Genomic DNA, 15659 nt, shown 5'->3' with positions numbered 1-15659 from the left:
TATGAATCATAAAATAACTTGTTGTTATTGTTGCCAAGAGCGTCATCCACTTTGTCATGCCAGCTGCATGCGTTATCAACAGGAACGGGAAAAATTGGATCAGTTGAAAGCGGCACGGATTGCAAATAGCGATGAAGTAGAACTATATAAACGTCAAAAAAGAAATAAAGTTAAGAGGTGACGCCATTGGCAAAGGAGCGCAATTTACAGCTTTCAAACTATGATATTTCCGATAACCGCTATCGTGAGCTGAAATATTTTTGCAGGCAATATAAGGAGAAGCAGAAAAGACTTTATTCTATAACGGAGCTGTCGTCACCCCAATTACAATCGACAAGAGGGAATGGCTTGTCAGATAGAACAGGAAGAATTGCCACAAAAAAGGTGCAGTTGGAGCATGAAATAAAAATGATTGAGCAAGCTGCGATGGAAGCGGACGGAGAATTATATGTTTGCCTTTTAAAGAACGTTACGGAGGGAGTACCCTATGAATATTTAGACATTCCAACCAGCAGAGCTGGATTTTATGCCCTCAGAAGGAGGTTTTTCTACTTATTGGATCAAAGAAGATAATCGTAAACTGTTTAAAAAAGCCCGATTGCTTTGTACAACCGGGCTTTCGAATTTTATAAAGAGAAATCCGCTTTAAAAAATAGAAGAAAGAGAATTGAAACATCAATTTACATAATAACTAATTTTGGGTATAACAAATTTATTGAAAAATTATTTTTATAGAAAATTTCAGGGCGTTTGATAAGAATAATTGTCTAAAATCTTGTCCTGTATTTTTTGAAGGAAGTTAGATATGGTTGTAAATTTACTTGTAACGGCGGTCATAATCATTATGCGTGTGTTGGGGAATAAAATTTCAAACAAACTGGATATGCCTATACTTTTAATATTTAGTTTGTTAGGTATAATTTTTGGCTCTGATAGGATTGTGAAAATCAAATTTGATGATTGTATTTTTGTAGAGCAGGTTTGCTCCATAGCCCTCTTGTTTATTATATTTTTCGGTGGTGTTGATACAAAATGGGGCGAGGCAAAGCCCATTGCTGTAAAAGCAATTTAACGGTTGTGACGGCAGGACTTGTAGGCTTGTTTTGCTTTTTAATTTTGCGGATTTTTGTATTAGAGAGATTTTTAATGGAAACGGCTATCCTAGTGCCGATATCAAAGGGATTATCCTTAGGAACAGCAAAATAGAGGATAAAGCAGAGCTTGTTTATTCTTTTGATGGAGTAAACAGCTTACTTATGTAAATTCCATTACAAATTTGTTTCGTGTGTAGGGTTTTTGGGTTGCGCATAAAATTGAGTTTTGGTTTTATAAAAGGTGCCCAAAAGGATGATTGCCATAATTAAACTTAGCAAACCAAAAATTACGGATAATCCAGGTATCAATACCGGGATAGTTGATAAAGCGGTAAAAACAGCCCACATTTTCCATGTGAAAAAAAGATTTTCTCCAAAAAGATCTATTTTTTTTGAAATCTCAATATCTAAAACTCCACGGACTATCTGGTAGATCGTATATAAGGCCAAGGCCGTAGTAATCATCCCTAAAGGGATGGCCAGGAATCGGGAAGTAGTGGTGATGGATAACACATCCATTGCATAAAGTACTGACATAACCGCTATCATTATTTTTGAAAGGGGCAGGGCTTGTTGAAAATGGGGACTTTCTTGGGTTAATTCCAAAAGACCTTTATATATGAAAATATACCCCACAAAATCGGGAATTAACCCGATGACAGCAGTATTAATATTAATAGAAAAATCGATAAAAATGAATATCATTCCAGTAAATAACAGTTGCATAATATCCCTCCCTGATAACGTGTAGTGTTAGTATAGCAAAATTTAGAAAAAAGAGCAAAAGATTTCATGATTGATTGTGCAAGGAAAAAAGGTGCAACATCAATTGATGTTGCACCCAAATAATATAGTGTTTAAAAATGATATTTAATAGGAAAGAACGGTTCCCTTTTTATATATGAGATAGAACTGCCTGACCCATCTCCTTTGTACCCAAAAGGGTAGCACCCTCCGAGAAAATATCGGGGGTACGCATGCCTTCCTCCAGAACAGCCTTTACCGCATTTTCAATGTCCTCGGCTTCTTTTTCCAAATGGAAAGAGTATTTTAACATCATTCCTGCGGATAAAATGGCAGCAATGGGGTTTGCCTTGTTTTGCCCTGCAATATCAGGGGCAGAGCCATGAATGGGCTCATACATACCAAAGGTTCCTTTTCCTAGGCTTGCCGAGGGGAGTAGACCGATGGAGCCTGTAATCATACTGGCCTCGTCGGACAAAATATCACCAAACATGTTGGAGGTTACAATAACATCAAATTGCTTTGGATTACGCACCAGTTGCATTGCCGCATTATCTACATACATATAGGAAAGAGTAACTTGGGGGTAGCTGGCTTTCATTTCCTCTGCAACTTTTCTCCAAAGGCGGGAAGTTTCCAAAACATTTGCCTTGTCTACGCAGCAAACTTTTTTCTCTCTCTGCATGGCAACGGTAAAGGCGTTTTTCAAAATACGTTGGATTTCTACTTCACTATATGTTTCCACATCATAGGCCTCTACACCATAGTTTCCTTTTCGATAACCACGCTCGCCAAAATAAATACCTCCTGTTAATTCCCGCACAATAAGAATATCCAAGCCCCCTGCAACGATTTCTGCTTTTAAAGGGCAGGCATCTGCCAAGGCGTCATAAATTTTGGCAGGGCGTAAATTGGAGAACAACCCCAATTGTGAGCGCAAGCCCAAAAGAGCCTTTTCGGGTCGTTGTGCATTGGGTACGTTATCCCATTTTGGGCCACCAACGGCACCTAGCATGACGCTGTCTGCGCCTTTACAAATTGCCAAGGTTTCCTTTGGCAGGCATTGTCCGTAAGAGTCAATGGCACAACCTCCTGCAAGGGCATATTCAAAGGTAAAATGGTGCTGATATTTTTTGCCTACTGCTTTTAATATGTTGATGGCCTCCTGTGTGACCTCGGGGCCGATGCCGTCCCCTTGAATGACTGCAATTTTATATTCTCCCATAATCCTCACCCCTTTATCTTTTCCTTTGTCTGTTCCACCAAACCGCCGATTGCCATAATCTCTTTAATAAAAGGAGGAAAAGGCTGTGCTTGATAGGTTCGGTTTTTTGTATGGTTTGTGATGATGCCGCTGTCAAAATCAATGCTTACTTCATCACCGTTATCGATATCCTTTGCTGCCTTATCGCATTCTAAGATAGGCAGGCCGATATTAATAGCATTACGGTAGAAAATACGAGCAAAGGTACTTGCAATGACACAGCTGATTCCGGCGCATTTAATTGCCAGAGGAGCGTGTTCTCTGGAGGAGCCGCAGCCGAAGTTTTTCGTTGCCACAATAATATCACCGCTTTTTGCTTTTTGGGTGAAATCGGGGTCGATATCAATCATGCAATACTTTGCCAATTCCTCCCCGTTGGATACATTTAAGTATCTAGCGGGGATAATTACGTCTGTATCCACGTTATCCCCATATTTCAAAACATGTCCTTTTGCATTCATTATTCATGACCTCCAATCTTTCTGGGATCCGCAATTTTACCTGCAATTGCGGATGCCGCTGCAACGGCAGGGCTTGCCAGATAAACTTCGCTTTCCACATGACCCATACGTCCCACAAAGTTTCTGTTTGTGGTGGATACGCAGCGTTCTCCCGAAGCTAAAATACCCATATGCCCCCCTAAGCAAGGGCCGCAGGTTGGCATGGAGAAAATTGCTCCGGCTTCTATAAAGTCTGATACATATCCACGGCGGATACATTCCAGATAAATTTCCTGAGTAGCAGGGATGATAATGGTACGCACATGTTCCGCAACCTTTTTTCCACGAAGAATATCTGCCGCAATGGCCATATCATCCATTCTTCCGTTGGTACAGGAACCGATTACCACCTGATCGATTTTCACATCTCCAACATGGTCGATGGTTCTTGTGTTATCAGGCAGGTGAGGGAAGGAAACGGTTGGCTGAAGGGAAGAAAGGTCAATGATGATTTCTTCATCGTATTCAGCGTCAACATCAGCTTCATAAATATCGAAAGGCTTTTGGGAATGCTCCTTTGCATAGGCGATACAAGCTTCGTCTATGGGAAAGATACCATTTTTCGCCCCTGCTTCAATTGCCATGTTGGCGATGGTAAAGCGGTCGTCCATGGTAAGTTCTTGAATGCCTTCTCCGGTGAATTCCATGGAGCGATACAATGCGCCGTCCACGCCGATTTTGCCGATGATATGTAAAATAACATCCTTGCCGCTGACATAAGGCGGTTTTTTACCAATGATATTAAACTTAATTGCCGAGGGAACTTTAAACCAGCATTCCCCTGTAGCCATACCAATGGCCATATCTGTTGAACCAATGCCTGTGGAGAATGCACCCAGTGCCCCATAGGTACAGGTATGGCTGTCAGCGCCGATAATCACCTGACCGGGGACAACAATGCCTTGCTCAGGTAATAGGGCGTGTTCGATGCCTGCCTTACCCACGTCGAAGAAGTTTTTGATATTCATATCATAGGCAAAGGTACGACAGCTTTTATATTGTTCTGCCGCCTTAATATCTTTATTTGGTGTAAAGTGATCCAAAACGATGACTACCTTTTCTTTATCGAAGACCTCAGCTGCACCTGTTTTTGCAAATTCCTTTAGCGCAACAGCGGTTGTAATATCATTTCCCATTACAATATCTAATTTTGCTTGGATTAACTGGCCCGGAACCACGTGATCTAATCCAGCATGCTTTGCCAGTATTTTTTGTGTCATTGTCATTCCCATATAAAATACTTCCTTTCATTTTTGTTTTTTATGACTTTAAGACCTTGGGCGTTGCCCAAACCCGTAGACCTTAGGGACGCTGTCCCTAAAACTCTGCAAGGGAGTTTCTCCCTTGACCCTTTATTGGGTACAGACGTTGTCTGTACCCTAGGAATTAAGATGATTGTCGTTAGGCTTTATAGGTGTCCTAGAATGTAGTCCCCTTAGCTAAGAGCCTTAAGCAAGTATTAAAGTTTAGGTCAAGCCTTTTCAAAGGGCTTGTGGGGTATTGGGGCAAAGCCCCAAGGTCCTGTCTTTAAATCAGCATTTTGTTGATCGTGCTTACCACTGCTCTCAGTGAGGATTTGCCAACACTGGAGGATGTACCTGCACCGTAATACCGCTTTCCTGTGGCGTCCTTTGTTTCGATGTAGGAGATGGCTCTTGAGTTTGTTCCCAGTTCCATGGAATGACCACGATAGTTGACAATATCAATGGGCATATTGATAAAATCATTCACTGCATGGCAGAAAGCTGAAACAACGCCGTTTCCTTCACTTTGAATAAAATGTCGTTCTCCACGATATTCAATTTCTGCCTCTATGGCAAGAACATCTCGCTCGGGGTCTACTGTTTCTGTACGGTATTGGATCAACTTTAGAGGGCTGCGAATGTCAACATATTCTTGATTGAATATTTCAAAAATCTTTTCGGGGCTTAACTCACATTGCATCTCGTCGGAGACTCGGGTGATGACTGCACCCACATCCTTCTGGAATGCCTTTGGCATGTGTAAGGAATAATGTTGTTCCAGAATAAAGGTAACGCCGCCTTTGCCCGATTGGCTGTTGATACGAATAATGGGGTCGTAAGTTCTTCCCACATCCATGGGGTCAATAGGCAGATAGGGTACTTCCCAATGTTCGGGATGGTTCTTCATTCCTTCCATGCCTTTGCGGATGGCGTCTTGATGACTTCCGGAGAAAGCGGTGTATACCAACTGCCCTGCATAGGGATGACGTGGATGCACATTCATGTTAGTGGAGCTTTCGTATATCCCCACAACCTCATCAATCTTTTCAAAATCCAGCATAGGGTCAATGCCCTGAGTGAACATGTTCATGGCGATAGTCATAATATCTGCATTGCCTGTGCGTTCCCCATTTCCAAATAAAGTGCCCTCCACACGGTCAGCTCCGGCGAGTATTCCTAATTCTGTTGCTGCAACGGCAGTGCCTCGGTCGTTATGGGCATGAAGGCTTACCAACACGTTTTCCCTGTTTTTTAAATTTCGGCACATATATTCTATTTGGTCTGCGTACAGGTTGGGGGTACTCATTTCCACAGTTGCAGGCAAATTAATGATTACTTTTTTGTCCTCTGTAGGTTGCCAAACGTCAATTACTGCATTGCAAATTACTGCGGCAAAATCCATTTCCGTTCCTGTAAAGCTTTCCGGTGAATACTCAAATCGGTAATTTGTTTCGGGATAATCTTCCGCTATTTCACGAATGAGCTGTGCGCCGTAAACGGCCAAATCAATGGTAGCCTCCTTGGAATTCCCGAAAACAACATCTCTTTGTAACGTAGATGTTGAGTTATACAAATGCACAATGGCATTCTTTACACCTTTTAATGCTTCGAAAGTTTTTTGAATGATATGCCCGCGGGATTGGGTTAAAACCTGAACTGTAACATCATCGGGAATCAAATTATTTTCAATCAAAGTTCTTGTAAATTCATATTCCGTTTCCGATGCGGCAGGAAATCCGATTTCAATTTCTTTAAATCCCATTTTTACAAGAAAACTAAAAAATTCCAATTTTTGTTCTAAACCCATGGGAGTCTCCAGAGACTGATTGCCGTCCCGAAGGTCAACACTGCACCACATAGGTGCTTTGGTTACCCGATTGTTTGGCCAAGTTCTGTCTGACATTTTCACTGTTTCGTAAGCTCTGTACTTTTGATAATTTTTCATTGCTCTCTTCCTCCTTAATTCTTTTCTTTTCCAATTACTCTTACTGCAATAAGAAAAGAGGTTGCTTCGCACTTTTTCCCCACGGAAGTGCTTTGATAAGATTGATGAATACCATTTACGAATATTAAAAAAAGCCTTTCACCTATTTGCAGATTTGCAAAGAGGTGAAAGGCTTAACTTCCACGGTACCACTCTTATTCGTCAAAAAAAGACGCACTTTTAGGATACAAACATATCCTTTTCCGTGTAACGGCGGAAAATTCCGGGAACACCTACCGACTGTAGTCTTTTCAGTGTCCTGCTCCAAGGCGAGTTCGGTTTTTATCCTACTACTGCCTCACACCAAACGGCAGCTCTCTGGAAGTATCAAAAAACCTACTATTCCTTTTCTTTGCATTTATTTTAATACAATTTAATGTGTACTCTAACAGATATTTATATTTCTGTCAATACCTTTTTTGAAAAATATTTTTAAAACAAATTAGTTCTGGAAGCTTTTATGCGTATGGCTTTAGAATATAGCCATTTATAAGTTTTCAAAAAAGTTCTTTTGCAATACAAAAATTTTTCCAGTAATCTAACAACTACGTATTCCGTATCTTTGTTTTTTTAGGAATTGTTTAAGTCACGAATTCCTTTGGAAAGATGATAGTGCATGGCCATGGCCGCACCATCGGCATCGCCCATTTCAACAAATTCGGCAATTTTTGCGTGGTAAGTTAGGGCATTGTCAATGCTTTTTACATCTGTGCCGATTTGCGTTGCGGTAATGATGGAATCCTTAACCGCCGTAGCAAGGGAGGGCATAATCAGCTGAATGATGTCATTATGGGTGGCGGTTGCAATGGCAATATGAAAAATCTGATCTTCCTTGATTACCTCTTCTTTTGGAATTTCCCTGTTGTCTTTTAAAGTAGTCATTCGGTTGGCGGAAGCGATGATGGCTTGTAATTCCTGGGGGGTACCATTTTGAATGGCCAAGCGGATGCAGGAAGGCTCCAAAATTAAACGGAATTCAAACCAACTGTTTACCAATTTCACCTTATCCTTCAAATAGGTCAAGCCAAAAACATCTGCCGCTTGCTCTTCAGGAACGGCTACAAAGGTACCGCTACCACGTTTGATGGTCAAAATACCTTTTCCGGCCAAAAGCTTAATTGCCTCTCTCAGCGTAGCACGACTTACCCCCAGTTGGGCGGAAAGTTCATGCTCGTTTGGAAGTTTTTCATTAGGTTTATAACGCTTTTGTAAAAAAATCATGTCACTCAGCTCATTGGCAGCAACCTGAGAGGCAGGGATAAATTCATTTTTCATGCATTCTCCTCCTTGTCCTAGTTTTTCTGGAAAACTGGCTCTTTATTTTTAAAGTCAGTTATTTTGCTTATTTAAGAGTTTTGAAAATCAAATAGCATTGAAGGTTAAAGTTGGTGATTGGTTTTTAAAATGATTTTTTCATCCGTTCCAACTCTTCCAGTTGTTTTCTTAAAATGGACTCATTTTCTGCTTTTGTTTTTGTGGGATCATATGCTTGGGTGTAAAGGTCGCACGGCAAGTGATCACACTGTCCGCAGTGATGCAGGCCTTTTTTTTCGATACAGCAATGATAGATGCTGCAAATGTGTTCCCCGATAAATTTTAACCAAAAGGGTTTCCCTTCTATTTTGGCACAACCTTGGCATTTCCCTGGAAAATGCTCACATATAGTGCAAACAACTCCGCAACAGCTTGTGTTTTCATTCATTTTTTTCGCTCCTTCTGAAAAAAGAGTTTTTTTCCTAAAATCAGCCATAAATTTAGTGAATAGGCGCAATTTTTTTCATTGAAATCCCGGCTGCATTATATCGAAAGGTTTGCGCATTTTTATAATTAAGTTGTATGACCAATTATAGCATTGTTTTTTTTGCACTGTCTATGACTAATTTCACAAATCAGAAAAATAGATATTTTTTTTATTGACAATCCATAAAAAATGCTTATAATTTTTTGTAACAGAGAAAAGTTGTCTGACCGATTTTGCGGCAGACAAGTATAAGCAACAAGAAAAGCTTGGGTAATTTATGAAAAAAGAAGGAGGATTGTATAATGAGAAGTGACGCAATGAAAACAGGTCCGACCAAAATTCCCCACAGGTCTTTATTTAAGGCCTTAGGGCTGACCGACGAAGAAATCAGAAGACCCATGATTGGTGTGGTTTGTGCGAAGAATGATATCATTCCCGGTCACATTCATTTGGATAAAATTGCAGAGGCAGTCCAGGCGGGAATTCGTATGGCAGGAGGCACACCCTTTGTGTTCCCTGCAATTGGTGTTTGTGATGGTATTGCCATGGGGCATAGCGGCATGAAATATTCCCTCATCAGTAGAGAACATATTGCCGATTCCGTTGAAATTATGGCAATGGCACACCCCTTTGATGCATTGGTTTTTATTCCCAACTGCGATAAAATCGTGCCCGGTATGCTTATGGCGGCATTAAGGCTGAATGTCCCCAGTATTTTTGTAAGCGGCGGACCTATGATGCCCGGTAGAACCGTAGACGGCAACAAAATTACCCTTTCCAATGCTTTTGAAGTGGTTGGTGCTATTGGAAAAGAGGGGATTACTCAGGAAGTTTTGGATGATGTTGAAAACAATGCTTGTCCCGGTTGTGGCTCTTGTGCAGGGATGTTTACTGCAAACTCCATGAACTGTATGACAGAGGTAATCGGCTTAGGTTTGCCTGGAAATGGCACGATCCCTGCAATCAGCGCAGCACGCATTCGTTTGGCGAAGGAAGCAGGCATGAAAATCATGGAACTTTTAGAGAAGAAGATCTGCCCCAGAGATATTGTGACAGAGAAAACTCTTAGAAATGCATTACACGCAGATATGGCATTGGGTTGTTCTACAAATACCATTTTGCATTTGCCTGCCATTGCGCATGCGGCGGGGCTTCAGGTTGATTTTGAAGAAATTAACAAAATCAGTAAAGAAACCCCTCATCTTGTAAAATTGAGCCCTGCGGGTGTAGACTGTCTGGTTGATTTAAATGAAGCTGGCGGCATCAGCGCTGTTATGAAAGAATTGGCGAAGAACGATCTGTTTGATACGAATGCAATTACCTGTACCGGCAAGACGGTTGGGGAAAACATTGCAAACGCAAGAATTTTGGATGCGAATGTGATTCGTTCCAAAGAAACAGCATATTCTCCTGATGGTGGCTTGGCAATTTTATGGGGGAATATCGCCCCGGATGGTGCAGTTGTAAAAAAAGGCGCAGTGTTGCCTGAAATGCTGGTGCATGAAGGCCCTGCAAAGGTATTTAACAGCGAGGAAGAATCTATCGAAGCGATTTTGAACGATAAGGTAGTTGCCGGAGACGTTGTTGTGATTCGTTATGAAGGACCAAAGGGCGGCCCTGGTATGAGAGAGATGCTGGCACCTACAGCTTCACTGGCTGGAAAGGGCTTGGATAACAGCGTTGCGTTGATTACGGATGGTAGATTTTCCGGCGCTTCCAAAGGTGCATCCATTGGTCATGTTTCTCCTGAAGCCGCAGCTGGCGGTGTGATCGGTCTGATCCAAGATGGGGATATTATCAGTATTGATATGCTGAACAATAAGTTGGAGCTTCAGGTGGATGATACTGAAATCGAAAAAAGAAAAGCTGACTTTAAGCCGATTTTGAAGGAAGTACCCGAAGGTTACCTAAGAAGATACAGAGATATGGTAACCAGTGCAAATACGGGAGCTGTATTTAAATAATAGAAAAATGAAAACCTTCGCTCAATAATTTGTTTTTGCGGTTTTTTTAAGGGATTTTAAAATCTTTTTAAAGGACAAAGAAAAACGAAGGGTTCAAAAAAATTTAATTATCTAGGAAGGGGTAATAGTATGAAACGTTTTTTGTCAATGGTTGCCATGACAACCGCACTTGTTGTAGCTTTGACCGCCTGTGGCGGCAGTTCCACCCAACCCGCAGCAGAAGGAGCGGGGGATTCCGCATCTGCGGAACCTGTAATCATTAAGCTGGGTACCACAGTAAATGAGCAGGATAGTTTTCAGATTGCAGCCGAAAAATTTAAAGAACTGGTTGCGGAAAAAACAAATGGGGCGTATGAAATCGAAATTTATCCTAATGGCTCCCTAGGAGATGAAAGAACAATGCTTGAGAGCATGCAGATGGGCACCCTGGATATGGGTATTATCACCAGTGGACCTTTTGTAAACTTTATTCCTGAAATGGGCGTATTGGACATGCCATTCCTTTTCCCGGATAATGCCTCTGCTTATAAGGTGTTGGACGGTGAAATCGGACAAGGTTTGTTGGATGAGTTTGAAGGTGCAAACCTGAAAGGTTTGGCTTATGCAGAAAGAGGTTTCAGAAATTTAACAAACAATGTGAAGCCTGTTACTTCTGCCGCTGATTTGAACGGATTAAAGATTCGTGTAATGGAAAACGAAGTTTATATCTCTACATTTGAGTCTTTAGGGGTAAATGCAGTACCTATGGCTTGGTCTGAGGCTTTAACAGCTTTGCAGCAGCATACAATTGATGGGCAGGAAAACCCTGTAAACGTAATTCATTCCTTCAAATTATGGGAATCTCAGAAATATTTAACCATGACACGTCATGCATATGCATCTGCCATCATCACCATGAGCCTGCAGAAGTTTAATGCGTTGCCTGAAGACGTACAGGTTGCTTTCAAGGAAGCTGCACAGGAAGCAGCAGAATATGAACGCCAGTGGGTTGCAGATAATGAAGCAAGCCAGTTGGAGGATATCAAGGCAAACGGTGTAGAAGTAGTGGAGAACCCTGATATTGAATCCTTTAAAGCTGCTGTACAGCCTACATATGATAAATACGGCGAACAGTATGCAGATTTGATTGCGCAGATTCAGGATGCACTGAGCAAGTAATATATTGCTTGAGCTGAAGGAGGGCTACTTATGTCAGTCATAACATTATTTAGAAAGCTTAGCGATACCATTAACAAAGTTTGCTTGACAATTTGTGTAGCCCTTCTGGGCGCAATGGTAGTGGTTACGTTTGTTCAAATTATTTGCCGTGTGTTTTTTACAGCCCTTTCTTGGAGCGAGGAATTGGCCAGATATTTTTTAATATGGGCATCTTTGCTTGGGGCAGGCTGTGTTTATAAATCCGGCAGCAATATAGCTGTTTTATTTGTGCAGGGTTTACTGCCTGAGAAGCTGAAAACCTTTGCAAGAATTTTAGTGCATGTTCTTTGCGGTATATTTTTTATTCTTGTAATTTATCATGGTTTTCGCTATATGGGAATGATGGGTACGCAAAAATCGGCAGCTTTACATGTGCCCATGAAATATATGTACATGGCAATTCCATTGGGTTGCGGAATTATGGGAATACATGCCCTTGACGCTATTTTAGGTGAAATATTCCAAAAGGGGGATGAAAAACAATGAGCCTTGTATTATTCGGTGTTTTCTTTCTATGCTTAATTATTGGCGTTCCTGTTGCATTTTCCATTGGGATTGCAGCTGTGGCAGTACTTTTTACCGGTGGCGTTGATAGATTGGTGGTTGTACAAAGGATGTTTGCGGCTTCGGATTCCTTTTCATTGATTGCCATTCCCTTTTTCATCTTTGCCGGAGATTTATTGGCAAGCGGTGCTATTAGTAAGCGTCTGGTTGCCTTTGCGGAGTCTTTGGTAGGGGGTATTCGTGGCGGTCTTTCTATAGTTTCTGTGGTTGCGGGTATGTTTTTTGCCGCAATTTCCGGTTCGGGGGCAGCCACCACAGCGGCGGTTGGTGCAACTTTGATTCCTGAATTGAAGGACAGAGGATATCGTGCAGAGTCCTCGGCGGCTCTGATTGCCTCTGCGGGTACGATTGGCGTGGTTATTCCGCCATCGGTTCCCATGGTCTTATATGCTGTTGTTGCAGAACAAAGTGTAACAAAGCTGTTTCAAAACGGTTTTTTGCCAGGCGTCTTAATGGGGGTTGTTCTTATTGTCATTTCTTTATGGCAGGCTTATAAGTTTGACTACCCCAAGGGAACTCCATTTTCCTTGAGGAATGTATGGGAAACCCTGAAACGCTCCATTTGGGGATTGTTGATGCCGTTGATTATTTTAGGTGGTATTTTCTCAGGCTACTTCACACCATCGGAAGCTGCGGTTATTGCCGTTGTATATGCGCTAATCGTATCTGCTTTTGTATATAAGGATTTGACTTGGAAATCCTTATATAACATTATGGTGGGGAGCATAAAAACCTCAGCGATTATTATGATAATTATTGGTTGCAGTGGTGTTTTCGGGTGGGTTTTAGCAAATTGGAAGATACCTGAATCTATTGCTATGGCAGTATTGTCCGTATCTGAGAATAAATTTGTAATTATGTTTTTGGTTTCTGTGATTGTTCTAATTGCCGGAGTATTTATGGAAACCTCCTCGGCGGTTATTATTTTAACCCCTGTATTTTTACCACTGATGAAGGCACTGGATGTAAACTTGGTTCATTTTGGTATTCTCTTTACTGTGGGGATTGCCATTGGTATGGTTACGCCACCGGTTGCAATTAATCTTTTTGTGGCATCCAGCATTACGGGCATGCCCATTGAGAGAATTTCAAAGGCTGTTATCCCATATTTGATTGGATTGATTACCATTTTCTTTTTGATTGTTTACATTCCTGTTTTTATACCGAGTATCATTTTCTAAGAAAATATAAAAAACAAAAGAGAAAGCCCCCGATATATATCGGGGGTTTTCGTGTGCAGGGAAAGTTCCCGATAATAAAGGATTTTTTATTGGGATACTTTCTTATTATTTTCTAAGCAATCTTCAACTTTTATGGTAATTGCCTTCCATGTCCCTCCGGGGAATCTACGGTACTGGGCAACCTCAAGATCTGTACCGTTTGTTAGTCTGAAAAAAACGATACAATACTGATAGCCGTCAGTTCCGTCAAATTGGATGCGAATAATATCGTCGGTTTGGGTTTTTTGAACATCTCCCTGAATGAGCTTGCACCAATCGCCGTAGCGAATTTGAACATTCGATTCAGCATCCCATTGCCATCCATGATAGGGTGCACATAAAAAGTTTTCGCCAAAATAATGAATGTTAGTGATTCTATACTGATTTTCTTTCTTTTCCAAATCAACGTATCCGTAATAGTAGGCAAAAACGCCTGTATCCTTCTCTGTTCCTTCAATGGTTTCCAGTTCCACAAAATATCGTTTGCTACCTTCATTGCTTCTTTCCGGTGGTACCTGATGATATTTGATTAAATTGATATGTAATATATTTTTATAGGTTTCCAAATAAGCATCATAGGGTAAATTCCTTTGATATTCCTGGGAAAGAAATTGATATGAAACGGGGTAAGGGATTTTGTCATCCCCTAAAGTACCACAGCCTGCCGATTTTCCTTCCACTGGGTTTGCAGCGTCACGCAAAATACTATAATAATTCAAGATGGTATTTTCGGGGGTATCCAAAAGGGTATCCGGCAAGGAGATTTCCTGGGGTTTTTTCTGGAAATATGGGTCAAAAAAGTCAAAAGAAGAGATTCGGGTATTTAAGGATGGAAGCCGGGAAGGCCGAAAATATGTTTCAAAATCTGTGGTGCAGCTATCCAGAAAGTCTTCGCATACAATTGCTTGCGTTTGTAGAACACCACCCATGACCATTCTGGCAGGCTCTTCATTTCTATTTTGTAATAAAGCACAAGATAGGCCAACGCAGAGGCAAAGAAGAAATAAACCTGCAAGTCGTTTTTTCTTTGTGGCAAAGTGAAAAATTTCTGATTTCCGAAGTATTGGTTTCATAGACATTCTCATTTCAACGATTTATTTTATTATATTCATGAATTTTTACCAAATATGCTCTTTTTTCAGAAGGGGTTGTCGTTGAAGCCAAAAATATGAGTTTATGACAAAGCAAGTATCAAGAACGTAAGAAAATAAGGCACAAGCAAAAAGTCCGTATTAAGGGAACTGAGTTCTCTTGTAATACGGACTTTTGAGTGATTTCTTACTTTGGATCTTTTCGCTATAAACTGGCGTAATGATATGTTGCGATTTTTTTGGTTACCCTAATTCGATGCGGATACCATCGTAAATTGCTTGAGCAAAATCAAATTGATTGTTTCGCAGCTTTTCTGCATCCTGGGGATTGGTAATAAACGCTAATTCTACTAGGAGGGAGGGCATTGCTGTTCTTCTTAAAACGTAAAGTCTTGGATTTATATTAACGCCATTATTTTTCGTTCCTAGTTCTGCTACAATCTGCTGCAATATAGCTTCAGCCAAAGGGAAGGATTGGGATAAATTGCTGTAAATTAATACCTCGCTGCCGTTATAACTGGGATTGGTTGAGGCATTGGCATGAATGCTGATAAAGTAATCTGCGCCCCAATTTGTTGCGTCGGCAACTCTGGCGGCAAGGCTGGTCGTAGCGTTATACCCCAGGACTGTGTCGATGGTTGGTCGGGAAACTTTTGCCTCATACCCAGGGGTATTATTCAAAAGATCTGCCAAATACATGCCTACTTGCCAAACAACATCTTGTTCGTATAAACCAAATCCTTCAGCCCCGGCATTTACGCCACGGTTATGACCTTGATCTATATATATTTTAATTGCCATAGAAGCACCACCTTAATATGGTTTATTAATAATATAATATTATTCAATGGAATGATAGTGAATAAAATGCAAAAAAAGTACAGGTAAGTAGATGTGGGAATGATATAAACTATGATGAGACAAGGTGGGGAAAATCTTGTGTTACGATTGTGGTATTTGAAAATGGGATAGAATAAGTTGATTTTTGCTGGAGAAAAGCATAATATGATTATATTATATGAGTAAATTGTTGCTAATTTAAAACCTTGCGA

General features: G+C 40.9%; 17 protein-coding genes and 1 other annotated feature. Of the genes, 8 read left to right on the top strand and 9 right to left on the bottom strand.

Going from position 1 to position 15659, the window contains the following annotated elements:
- Nucleotide 1 precedes the first annotated feature (1 nt).
- The 4 genes from P9Q65_RS06600 to P9Q65_RS06585 all read left to right on the top strand — a co-directional run bounded on the left by P9Q65_RS06600 (nucleotide 2) and on the right by P9Q65_RS06585 (nucleotide 1262).
- Nucleotides 2-181, top strand: a complete 180-nt coding sequence (locus P9Q65_RS06600) for a hypothetical protein (RefSeq protein WP_304508578.1) — start codon at nucleotides 2-4, stop codon at nucleotides 179-181.
- A 5-nt stretch (nucleotides 182-186) separates the two neighbouring features.
- A complete protein-coding gene (locus P9Q65_RS06595) occupies nucleotides 187-573 on the top strand; it encodes a hypothetical protein (RefSeq protein ID WP_304508577.1) in 387 nt (128 codons plus the stop codon).
- A 232-nt stretch (nucleotides 574-805) separates the two neighbouring features.
- Nucleotides 806-1072, top strand: a complete 267-nt coding sequence (locus P9Q65_RS06590) for a hypothetical protein (RefSeq protein WP_304508576.1) — start codon at nucleotides 806-808, stop codon at nucleotides 1070-1072.
- 31 nt (nucleotides 1073-1103) lie between these two features.
- Complete coding sequence (locus P9Q65_RS06585) at nucleotides 1104-1262, top strand: hypothetical protein (RefSeq protein ID WP_304508575.1); 159 nt, start codon at nucleotides 1104-1106, stop codon at nucleotides 1260-1262.
- 6 nt (nucleotides 1263-1268) lie between these two features.
- Here P9Q65_RS06585 and P9Q65_RS06580 read toward each other — a convergent pair whose 3' ends face one another.
- The 7 genes from P9Q65_RS06580 to P9Q65_RS06550 all read right to left on the bottom strand — a co-directional run bounded on the left by P9Q65_RS06580 (nucleotide 1269) and on the right by P9Q65_RS06550 (nucleotide 8532).
- Nucleotides 1269-1820, bottom strand: a complete 552-nt coding sequence (locus P9Q65_RS06580; protein ID WP_304508574.1) for a hypothetical protein — start codon at nucleotides 1818-1820, stop codon at nucleotides 1269-1271.
- Between the two features lie 169 nt (nucleotides 1821-1989).
- Entirely contained in the window at nucleotides 1990-3063 is a 1074-nt protein-coding gene (leuB, locus tag P9Q65_RS06575; RefSeq protein ID WP_304508573.1) for a 3-isopropylmalate dehydrogenase, read from the bottom strand.
- A gap of 5 nt (nucleotides 3064-3068) precedes the next feature.
- Entirely contained in the window at nucleotides 3069-3563 is a 495-nt protein-coding gene (leuD, locus tag P9Q65_RS06570; RefSeq protein WP_304508572.1) for a 3-isopropylmalate dehydratase small subunit, read from the bottom strand.
- Nucleotides 3563-4834, bottom strand: coding sequence for a 3-isopropylmalate dehydratase large subunit (gene leuC, locus P9Q65_RS06565; protein WP_304508571.1), 1272 nt, complete (start codon nucleotides 4832-4834; stop codon nucleotides 3563-3565). The genes leuD and leuC overlap by 1 nt, the downstream gene beginning before the upstream one ends.
- A 295-nt stretch (nucleotides 4835-5129) precedes the next feature.
- Nucleotides 5130-6791, bottom strand: a complete 1662-nt coding sequence (gene leuA / locus P9Q65_RS06560) for a 2-isopropylmalate synthase (RefSeq protein WP_304508570.1) — start codon at nucleotides 6789-6791, stop codon at nucleotides 5130-5132.
- 157 nt (nucleotides 6792-6948) lie between these two features.
- Nucleotides 6949-7192: a binding site (T-box leader), on the bottom strand.
- Nucleotides 7193-7400: 208 nt separating this feature from the next.
- Nucleotides 7401-8105, bottom strand: a complete 705-nt coding sequence (locus P9Q65_RS06555) for a FadR/GntR family transcriptional regulator (protein WP_304508569.1) — start codon at nucleotides 8103-8105, stop codon at nucleotides 7401-7403.
- 124 nt (nucleotides 8106-8229) lie between these two features.
- Nucleotides 8230-8532 (bottom strand): DUF3795 domain-containing protein, encoded by a 303-nt coding sequence (locus tag P9Q65_RS06550; RefSeq protein WP_304508568.1) that lies wholly within the window; start codon nucleotides 8530-8532, stop codon nucleotides 8230-8232.
- Nucleotides 8533-8873: 341 nt separating this feature from the next.
- On the opposite strand from P9Q65_RS06550, the gene ilvD reads away from it, so the two are divergent.
- From ilvD to P9Q65_RS06530, 4 genes are all read left to right on the top strand, one after another.
- The gene (ilvD, locus tag P9Q65_RS06545; RefSeq protein WP_304508567.1) at nucleotides 8874-10535 is read left to right on the top strand and encodes a dihydroxy-acid dehydratase; all 1662 of its coding nucleotides are present in this window, start codon (nucleotides 8874-8876) and stop codon (nucleotides 10533-10535) included.
- A 129-nt stretch (nucleotides 10536-10664) separates the two neighbouring features.
- The gene (locus P9Q65_RS06540; RefSeq protein ID WP_304508566.1) at nucleotides 10665-11693 is read left to right on the top strand and encodes a TRAP transporter substrate-binding protein; all 1029 of its coding nucleotides are present in this window, start codon (nucleotides 10665-10667) and stop codon (nucleotides 11691-11693) included.
- A 30-nt stretch (nucleotides 11694-11723) separates the two neighbouring features.
- Nucleotides 11724-12218 (top strand): TRAP transporter small permease, encoded by a 495-nt coding sequence (locus P9Q65_RS06535; RefSeq protein ID WP_304508565.1) that lies wholly within the window; start codon nucleotides 11724-11726, stop codon nucleotides 12216-12218.
- Entirely contained in the window at nucleotides 12215-13477 is a 1263-nt protein-coding gene (locus tag P9Q65_RS06530; protein WP_304508564.1) for a TRAP transporter large permease, read from the top strand. The genes P9Q65_RS06535 and P9Q65_RS06530 overlap by 4 nt, the downstream gene beginning before the upstream one ends.
- Nucleotides 13478-13563: 86 nt before the next feature.
- Here the strand turns inward: P9Q65_RS06530 and P9Q65_RS06525 are convergent, their stop codons facing one another.
- Together P9Q65_RS06525 and P9Q65_RS06520 are read right to left on the bottom strand one after the other, a co-directional pair.
- A complete protein-coding gene (locus tag P9Q65_RS06525; RefSeq protein WP_304508563.1) occupies nucleotides 13564-14589 on the bottom strand; it encodes a hypothetical protein in 1026 nt (341 codons plus the stop codon).
- Nucleotides 14590-14850: 261 nt separating this feature from the next.
- Complete coding sequence (locus P9Q65_RS06520) at nucleotides 14851-15408, bottom strand: N-acetylmuramoyl-L-alanine amidase family protein (RefSeq protein ID WP_304508562.1); 558 nt, start codon at nucleotides 15406-15408, stop codon at nucleotides 14851-14853.
- Nucleotides 15409-15659 lie beyond the last annotated feature (251 nt).

The sequence above is a fragment of the Anaerotignum sp. genome (assembly GCF_030625865.1).
Classification (GTDB): Bacteria; Bacillota; Clostridia; order Lachnospirales; family Anaerotignaceae; genus Chakrabartyella.
The sequence above is the reverse complement of the archived record's forward strand: the minus strand, read 5'-3'. Positions and strand labels throughout refer to the sequence as shown.

Excerpts from the sequence above, each read along its gene's own strand:
- P9Q65_RS06540 (WP_304508566.1), top strand. The coding sequence starts at position 10,665 with ATGAAACGTTTTTTGTCAATGGTTGCCATGACAACCGCACTTGTTGTA.
- P9Q65_RS06525 (WP_304508563.1), bottom strand. The coding sequence starts at position 14,589 with ATGAAACCAATACTTCGGAAATCAGAAATTTTTCACTTTGCCACAAAG.
- leuA (WP_304508570.1), bottom strand. The coding sequence starts at position 6,791 with ATGAAAAATTATCAAAAGTACAGAGCTTACGAAACAGTGAAAATGTCA.
- P9Q65_RS06555 (WP_304508569.1), bottom strand. The coding sequence starts at position 8,105 with ATGAAAAATGAATTTATCCCTGCCTCTCAGGTTGCTGCCAATGAGCTG.
- P9Q65_RS06530 (WP_304508564.1), top strand. The coding sequence starts at position 12,215 with ATGAGCCTTGTATTATTCGGTGTTTTCTTTCTATGCTTAATTATTGGC.
- P9Q65_RS06600 (WP_304508578.1), top strand. The coding sequence starts at position 2 with ATGAATCATAAAATAACTTGTTGTTATTGTTGCCAAGAGCGTCATCCA.
- leuB (WP_304508573.1), bottom strand. The coding sequence starts at position 3,063 with ATGGGAGAATATAAAATTGCAGTCATTCAAGGGGACGGCATCGGCCCC.
- P9Q65_RS06550 (WP_304508568.1), bottom strand. The coding sequence starts at position 8,532 with ATGAATGAAAACACAAGCTGTTGCGGAGTTGTTTGCACTATATGTGAG.
- leuC (WP_304508571.1), bottom strand. The coding sequence starts at position 4,834 with ATGGGAATGACAATGACACAAAAAATACTGGCAAAGCATGCTGGATTA.
- P9Q65_RS06535 (WP_304508565.1), top strand. The coding sequence starts at position 11,724 with ATGTCAGTCATAACATTATTTAGAAAGCTTAGCGATACCATTAACAAA.
- P9Q65_RS06580 (WP_304508574.1), bottom strand. The coding sequence starts at position 1,820 with ATGCAACTGTTATTTACTGGAATGATATTCATTTTTATCGATTTTTCT.
- P9Q65_RS06590 (WP_304508576.1), top strand. The coding sequence starts at position 806 with ATGGTTGTAAATTTACTTGTAACGGCGGTCATAATCATTATGCGTGTG.
- leuD (WP_304508572.1), bottom strand. The coding sequence starts at position 3,563 with ATGAATGCAAAAGGACATGTTTTGAAATATGGGGATAACGTGGATACA.
- ilvD (WP_304508567.1), top strand. The coding sequence starts at position 8,874 with ATGAGAAGTGACGCAATGAAAACAGGTCCGACCAAAATTCCCCACAGG.
- P9Q65_RS06520 (WP_304508562.1), bottom strand. The coding sequence starts at position 15,408 with ATGGCAATTAAAATATATATAGATCAAGGTCATAACCGTGGCGTAAAT.